Genomic DNA, 6,484 nt, shown 5'->3' on the forward strand with positions numbered 1-6,484 from the left:
GTAGCCGGCTGGCTGGCCAGCCCGTCCCACTGCCCCAACATCATGAACCCGGACTTCACCGAGATGGGCGCCGCCTACGCGGTGAACCCCGAGAGCGATGCGCTCATCTACTGGACCCAGGTGTTCGGCACGCCGCGTTAGCGCGGGTACGGGGAAATGCCGGCCCCAAGCCTAGCCTTGCAGCCAGGCTTCGGCTTCCGTCTCCTGGTCCAGACCGAATGCCTTGATCTTCAGACCCGGGACCAGCACGCCCTCGAGCTCGCTGACCTTTCTCACCCATGCCTTGTCGGCGACCACGGCCATGCGGTCGAAGCGCCGGGCAAATCGGAATAGCTGCGGAATGCGCGACAACTCGACGCCCACTGCGCCCAGGGTCGGCAGCGCAAAATCGCCGATTCGATAAAGCATCAGGCCATGCTCGATGCCCTCGGATGCTTGGCTCAGCTCATCCAGAGCGGCGCGCATTTCTTCACTGTCGAGCTTGCCGGAAAATTCGACGTCGATACGGTTCTCGCCGTTGCGCAATACCTTGAACATAGCGACTTCTCCACGGGGGATGTGACTCCCACCATACGCCTACTGTTTGTCCAGGTTAATGGGCAATCGGCTTGTTGACGTGGCCAAACGCCCATGTTCGAGCCGGTTCAGTCGCGCCGCTGCGAGCCCTATGCGCGCTGGCGTACAGACGGCTCGCCGCAAGCCCCTGGACAATGCAACGTTACCCGTGCGTGAGCAAATCGAACGCCGGGGATTTCCATAAGGTCTTGCACTGGAGTACCTGTCATGGACATTTTCAAACTTGCTTGCACCGCCGTCCTGCTCGCCGCTTTAGGACTGAGCGGCTGTTCCAGCATGACGCATCAAGAGAAGGGCACTGTCGCAGGGGCCGCCGTTGGTGGCGTGGCGGGTAACCTGCTCTGTGGTGGCGTGCTCTGCACCGGTGCCGGCGCCGTGGTGGGTGGCGTGATTGGCCACGAAGTCACCAAAGACAAAAAATAGGCCAACGCGCGGTGAGCGCCCGACGAGCACGCAAGGTGCGCATCGGGCCGGCCGCAGGACGCGATCACGCCGAGGGCGACACTCGCTCGACTCAATGCAGAGGGGCTCGGGCCGCGAAGCCCCGTTTCGGTTTACCCCTGATCGGGCCCCTCGATGCCTGCGGGCGGGGCATTCCCAGAGGTAACCTGTACCAAAGCTTTACGTGCGAAAAGGCGACAGATCGACGTCTGCGCTGACCGGGCTTAGGGTGGTGTGCACATCCCGTCCGGTTTGGAGGTACGCACCATGTGGATCATCGGTTCCCCGCTCGACAACGCCCTGGCCGTATTGGCCCTCGGCCTCGTTTGCCTGCTGCTGGCCCGCGTGGCCTATGGCCCGGCAGAGCGGTGGTGAAAAAACCGCCTTATCAAACAATCCGTATACCATTGATTTTATGGATTATTTAGTTTCTGTAGGAGCGGCCGGGCGGCGTTCCGCTTCAGCCGCGAATTCTTCGCGGCACCGCACAGCTTCGCGGCTGAAGCCGCTCCTACAGGTGCTAGCGGGCTAGCTCTGCTGGCAGCAGGTCAATTTGTGGACGCCTAACCTACGCGGCCCGACCCATCCTGCGATCTTGATCCTTGAGCACCCAGTTTGCTGCGCGACAGCGCTCCTGCAGGGAGATTTTACCGTCACCACCGACACCCAGCGAACCAGGGGGCCCCGGTTGGCACGACCGCGGGCGCAGGCTTCAGGCGCGGATCGGAGGCAACCATCAGCGCCAGCCTGATCGACTACGGAGCCGGGCCGAGGGGGCAGGGTTCGCCGGTGTTGACCATGCCCAGGCGATACTGATTGTTGCCGCTGCGCTTGGCCGCATACATCGCCTGGTCGGCGATGTGGATGAGGCTGTCGATGTTCGGCCCGTGCTCCGGATACAGGGCAATGCCCAGGCTGGCGCCGACCTGATGGCTGGCATCGCCGAGGCTGAGCGGCTGGGACAGCCGTTGCAGAATCTTCTCGCCGATCATTTGCGCCTCCTCGTGCAGACTCCTGCCCAGTGTCAGGCCCTCGATAACCACCACGAACTCATCGCCGCCCAACCGCGCCACCATGTCGGATTCGCGCAACGACTGCAGTAAGCGCTGCGCCGTGCCGACCAATACCCGGTCGCCAACGGCATGGCCGTGCTTGTCGTTGATTTGCTTGAAACCGTTGAGGTCGATAAAGACCAAGGCCACCCGGGTCGCGTTGCGGCGTGCGCGCGCCAGGGCCTGGGCCAACGATTCTTCGAGCAGCAGGCGATTGGGCAGTCCGGTCAGCGGGTCGTGCCGGGCGATTTTTTTCAGCCGGCTGACCGAGGCTTTCTCTTCGCTGATGTCGCGCACGACGCCCATCATCTTTATCGGTTGGCCGTTGGCGTCCTTGACCACGTTGCCGGTCTCGCGCAGCCAGTGGATGCTGCCGTCAGGCCAGATCACCCGATACTCTTCGTCATGGTTATGGCCGGTTTCGATGCAGCGCAGCTCACCGGCCCGCACTCGCTTGCGGTCATCCGGGTGGACGGCGCGACAGAACAGCTCATAGCTCGGGGTCACTTCGCCGACCTTGAAGCCGAACATGCCGTAGATGGCCTCCGACCAGTACAGCTTGTCGCTATCGATCGACCAGTCCCAGGTACCGATGCAGGCGAAGTACTGACTGCGCTTGAAGCGTTCGACATCTGCGACGGGATCGTCCTGCACGGGTGTCGCCTGGGTCAGGACGACGGCATGGCCGTGAGCGGCCGCCGCTACTCGGCTTACATCCACCACCGGCAGCTGGTCATCCGCCGGCAGCCAGCGTTGCAGCGGCGTGTCTTGCAGCGTTGCGGCGGAATGGCCCAGCAGCCTTGCCGCCGCCGCGTTATGCACGCCGATGTGGCCGTCGCGGTTCACCAGCAACAGGCCCTCGGGGAGGGCATCGAGCAAGGCGCGATGCTGTGCCAGCTGTCGATTTGCCCGGCGCAGGCGCCACAGCAGCACCAGTGTCGGCGAAACGATCAGTAGCGCAGCGATGATGGCGAGGCTGGTGGCAAGCATTGGCTTCCGTGCACAAGAGTGAAGGTAACGCCGCTGAGAACGGCTAATGGCGGTCATTATGCCCGTGCGCTGGTGGCACAATCCATATCAGGGTGTCACTCGCCGCAGGCAGTACACCATGGCTCGTCGACATGGTGCAAAAGCTGGCGGGTTGTCGCTTCGCTCCGAAGCCGCCCTACGGAACGTCACCGAACACACGACCTGGAATAACCCGCGATCCGTAGGGTGTATATGGACTCCTCCACAGCCGCAAGCAGTGCACCATGGATCGTCGAGGTGGTGCAGAAGCTGGCGGGTTGTCGCGGTGTGGCGCGCTTACTTGGCTACATCCAGGCGCTGGTCGGTGAACACGCAGAGCACGCCGGCGCGGTTGTGCATCACCGGATGGTTGAAGTCGCAATAGGCCGCCGCCACGCTCAGGGCCATTTCCTCGCTGATCAACGCTCCCTGATCTGGCCGGAACCAGGCCATCTGGCCGGCCTTGCAGCGCTCCGCCTGGGGGTCGGTGTTGTAGGTGCACAGGCCGCTCAGATCGATGGCCGTGTCATCATTGAAACAGGCGGATAACGACAGGGCAGCGGTGCCCAGCAGGAGCAGGCGGACGATGGGGCGCATGGCAGGGTATCCCGACTATGGAGGAGAGGCTGGTATTAGTGCCGCAAAAGCCGCGAAGGTTCCGTTGCCGCCGGGTCTGGCGAGGCCAGGCTCAAGGGTCAGCGCATGCAGAACCAGGGTGGACAAGCGGCACCTTGTCCGCCCGCCGCCGAGTGGCGTGAATCAGCCAGGCTACTGCGCTGCTGGTGAAGTAACCGCTCGTGGCAATCATCCATGGCCTGCCGGCATCCCCGCTCCCCGCCGACAAGTGCCGACAGGAAGCAGGAGTGCGCTGCTGCGCTTCAGGTACACCTCACTGCACGGACTCACGCCACTTGGCGTTGGCGAAGCCAATTTGCACGGCTTGGTCGATCTCGATGATAGGCACCAGCTTGAAATCAAAAAATGGTGCCCAGGCGCCATGCACTTGCAGAGCCGCGGCGGCCGAGTCCGTTTCGACCAGCGCTAAACCACCGCTGCCGTCGGCATTGGTGTAATGGGCCTTGAATGTATAACTTTCTGGCGGCGTCCAGTTGGTGAACAGTTTGAGGGCACGGCTCTGTGACTCCTCCGTGGTATTGGCGCGAAGCTGGTAGCTGACTGCGAATAACATAAGAGCCTCCTGACAGGAGTGCAGCAACGTCCCTTTGCAGAACATCGGGCTGCGAGAGCGCCCGGTGCGGAAATGTGGACGGATCGCCACTCTAAAACTATAGCCAAGGGGCAAGGGCCTGCGGCTGTCCTAGCCAGTCACCTGAAACGTGGAGAAAACTATCCGATAAAGTCGGGTAGTCGGCCCTGCACAAGCCACTTCCAGGGGCGTTTGACGTGGCTTGGACGTTCGGCAATGAGTGACCCGGGACACGATCGAGGGTCCCTTCAGGCCTTGGTAGTTGTGCTCGCTGATAGATGTTCGCATTGGCGAACGATTGCGATTGAATTTATAATTCGCGGCTTTTGACCGAGGCCGATCTGCCGTGGGTATTCTCTCGCCTATCCCTGACCACCTGAGCGAGTTGGTGATTGAGCCGGTTATCCAGCAGTTTTCCGATATTTTCGATCTGAACGGGCGCTTTGGCCTGCTGTTTCTCGGTATCTCCTACAGCGTCGCCTACGGCCTGTTTCGTTTCAGGCGGCATCGCGGGCTGACCGACGCGCGTTCGTTCTGGCACTTCATCGGTGGCAGTCGGGTCAATTTCCATCGCTCGGCGTTGCTGGATTATCGCTACTACTTCGTGCGGGCCATCCTCAAAGTGGTGCTGGTGCTGCCGATCATCGGCCTGGTCGACCCACATATCCTCCGCGCTGCCGACTACATGGCCTTTTTCAGCACACTCTGGGGGGCGCGCCCGCAACTGGGGCAGAACCTCTCGTTGTCCCTGCTCTATGGGCTGGGCGTGTTTCTGGTCAGCGACTTCACCCATTACTGGACGCACCGGGCCTTTCATTGCCGCTGGCTGTGGGCGTTCCACAAGGTTCATCACTCGGCGCCCGTGCTGGTGCCGGTGACCGCGAGCCGGGTGCACTTTGTCGAAAAGCTCGTCGGCAAGCTGGCCAGCGCCATCTGCCTCGGCGCCTACGCCGGTGCCTTCTGGTACGCCTGCGGCGGTGAGATCAGCCGCTACACCCTGTTCGGTGTGACCTACCTGGTGTTCATCTGCAGCGCGCTGGCGGCCAACCTGCGCCACAGCCATGTCTGGCTGTCGTTCGGGCCGCTGCTCGAGCATGTGCTGAATAGCCCGGCCCAGCACCAGATCCACCACAGCGATGCGCCCCGGCACTTCCACAAGAACTTCGGCACCAACCTGTCGCTGTGGGACTGGATGTTCGGCACGCTCTACGTCACCAACGCCAAGCCGGAAACCATCAGCTTTGGCACCGCCGAGCAGGATTCCCATCGCTACCTGACGCTCTACGGCTTGATCGTCACGCCCTTCGTGGACATCGCACGACAGCTTTTCCCGGCGAAACGCGCACAGGTGGATGCGCCTGGATCTTCAACTCTGGATCGGATCTATCCGGCCAATTGAAGTGAATCCCTAGCAACCGCGTTGTCGGCCCTGGTGCGGGCCATTTCCGGGGCGACATGTGATCGGCAGGATCCGACGCTGTTCATCTTCGTTGAGGTCTGGCAATCGAAGGAGCACCTGGCCATCCACGGCGCCTTGCCGCACATGCGGCGCTTCCATGAGCGGCGCCTGGACTACCTGCGCCGCGACTTCGAGGTTCGCCAGGTCGAGATGCTCAGCCCGGCCAGCTAAGTCGCAGGCAATAGCCATTCACCCGTCGAATAAAACAGAACCATTGCGCCGCGCAGGGTTCCACTCTCTGTAACCCATCGAGATGAGGTGTGGCATGAGCAGCACGAAAGACAAGATCACCGGCAACGCCAACGAAGCCATCGGCAAAGTGAAGGAAGGTGTCGGCAAGGCTACCGACAATCCTCGCCTCGAAGGCGAAGGTCTTGCCCAGCAAGTGAAGGGCAAGGCCCAGCAACTCAAGGGCGACGTCAAGGATGCGATCAAGCGCGGCGTCGACAAGGCCTGATCGAGCTGCGACCGACCAAGCCCGGCCATTGTCACCAGTGGCCGGGTTTTTTATGGGCTATGTACCCGTCATGGATTGCATGGCAGGTAACGCCTTGTAGGAGATCGCCCGTCGTCCAGACGCCGCGCTGTCGCGCAGCAAACGGGGGCAATCGTGTCTGTCGGCTTGTGGGTACCTGTAGGAGCGGCTTCAGCCGCGAAGCTTTGCTGTGCCACGAAGAATTCGCGGCTAAAGCCGCTCCTACAATAATCAATAAAATCAATGAGATATATTTTGTTTGATGA

Annotated in this window: 9 protein-coding genes and 1 pseudogene; 5 read left to right on the plus strand and 5 right to left on the minus strand. The window is 61.7% G+C overall.

Going from position 1 to position 6,484, the window contains the following annotated elements:
- The coding region (locus ABZE94_RS19420) for a CAP domain-containing protein (protein ID WP_372877575.1) at positions 1–141 on the plus strand (141 nt) is incomplete at its 5' end.
- Between the two features lie 30 nt (positions 142–171).
- Here ABZE94_RS19420 and ABZE94_RS19425 read toward each other — a convergent pair.
- The gene (locus ABZE94_RS19425; protein WP_372877562.1) at positions 172–537 is read right to left on the minus strand and encodes an STAS/SEC14 domain-containing protein; all 366 of its coding nucleotides are present in this window, start codon (positions 535–537) and stop codon (positions 172–174) included.
- Positions 538–783: 246 nt separating this feature from the next.
- Between ABZE94_RS19425 and ABZE94_RS19430 the strand changes: the two genes are divergently transcribed.
- On the plus strand, positions 784–999 hold the full coding sequence (locus ABZE94_RS19430; RefSeq protein ID WP_372877564.1) for a glycine zipper 2TM domain-containing protein: 216 nt from the start codon (positions 784–786) through the stop codon (positions 997–999).
- A gap of 773 nt (positions 1,000–1,772) precedes the next feature.
- Here ABZE94_RS19430 and ABZE94_RS19435 read toward each other — a convergent pair.
- The 3 genes from ABZE94_RS19435 to ABZE94_RS19445 all read right to left on the minus strand — a co-directional run bounded on the left by ABZE94_RS19435 (position 1,773) and on the right by ABZE94_RS19445 (position 4,266).
- On the minus strand, positions 1,773–3,059 hold the full coding sequence (locus tag ABZE94_RS19435) for a diguanylate cyclase domain-containing protein (protein ID WP_372877566.1): 1,287 nt from the start codon (positions 3,057–3,059) through the stop codon (positions 1,773–1,775).
- A gap of 315 nt (positions 3,060–3,374) precedes the next feature.
- On the minus strand, positions 3,375–3,674 hold the full coding sequence (locus ABZE94_RS19440; RefSeq protein WP_372877568.1) for a hypothetical protein: 300 nt from the start codon (positions 3,672–3,674) through the stop codon (positions 3,375–3,377).
- A 292-nt stretch (positions 3,675–3,966) separates the two neighbouring features.
- Positions 3,967–4,266 carry a DUF3303 domain-containing protein gene (locus tag ABZE94_RS19445; protein ID WP_372877569.1) on the minus strand — a complete coding sequence of 100 codons (300 nt, stop codon included), beginning with the start codon at positions 4,264–4,266 and terminating at the stop codon, positions 3,967–3,969.
- Between the two features lie 403 nt (positions 4,267–4,669).
- On the opposite strand from ABZE94_RS19445, the gene ABZE94_RS19450 reads away from it, so the two are divergent.
- The 3 genes and pseudogenes from ABZE94_RS19450 (at position 4,670) to ABZE94_RS19460 (ending at position 6,200) form a co-directional block, all read left to right on the plus strand.
- The gene (locus ABZE94_RS19450) at positions 4,670–5,683 is read left to right on the plus strand and encodes a sterol desaturase family protein (RefSeq protein WP_372877577.1); all 1,014 of its coding nucleotides are present in this window, start codon (positions 4,670–4,672) and stop codon (positions 5,681–5,683) included.
- A 60-nt stretch (positions 5,684–5,743) separates the two neighbouring features.
- Positions 5,744–5,914 (plus strand): annotated as a pseudogene (locus ABZE94_RS19455) (putative quinol monooxygenase); the annotation flags it as partial.
- A gap of 94 nt (positions 5,915–6,008) precedes the next feature.
- Positions 6,009–6,200: a CsbD family protein gene (locus ABZE94_RS19460; RefSeq protein ID WP_372877571.1), complete on the plus strand. Its 192-nt coding sequence runs from the start codon at positions 6,009–6,011 to the stop codon at positions 6,198–6,200.
- A gap of 68 nt (positions 6,201–6,268) precedes the next feature.
- On the opposite strand, the gene ABZE94_RS19465 is transcribed toward ABZE94_RS19460, so the two are convergent.
- On the minus strand, positions 6,269–6,484 hold a 216-nt coding region (locus tag ABZE94_RS19465), incomplete at its 5' end, for a hypothetical protein (protein WP_372877573.1).

This window comes from Pseudomonas sp. (assembly GCF_041601375.1).
Classification (GTDB): domain Bacteria; phylum Pseudomonadota; class Gammaproteobacteria; order Pseudomonadales; family Pseudomonadaceae; genus Aquipseudomonas.

Excerpts from the sequence above, each read along its gene's own strand:
- ABZE94_RS19425 (WP_372877562.1), bottom strand. The coding sequence starts at position 537 with ATGTTCAAGGTATTGCGCAACGGCGAGAACCGTATCGACGTCGAATTT.
- ABZE94_RS19430 (WP_372877564.1), top strand. The coding sequence starts at position 784 with ATGGACATTTTCAAACTTGCTTGCACCGCCGTCCTGCTCGCCGCTTTA.
- ABZE94_RS19435 (WP_372877566.1), bottom strand. The coding sequence starts at position 3,059 with ATGCTTGCCACCAGCCTCGCCATCATCGCTGCGCTACTGATCGTTTCG.
- ABZE94_RS19440 (WP_372877568.1), bottom strand. The coding sequence starts at position 3,674 with ATGCGCCCCATCGTCCGCCTGCTCCTGCTGGGCACCGCTGCCCTGTCG.
- ABZE94_RS19445 (WP_372877569.1), bottom strand. The coding sequence starts at position 4,266 with ATGTTATTCGCAGTCAGCTACCAGCTTCGCGCCAATACCACGGAGGAG.
- ABZE94_RS19460 (WP_372877571.1), top strand. The coding sequence starts at position 6,009 with ATGAGCAGCACGAAAGACAAGATCACCGGCAACGCCAACGAAGCCATC.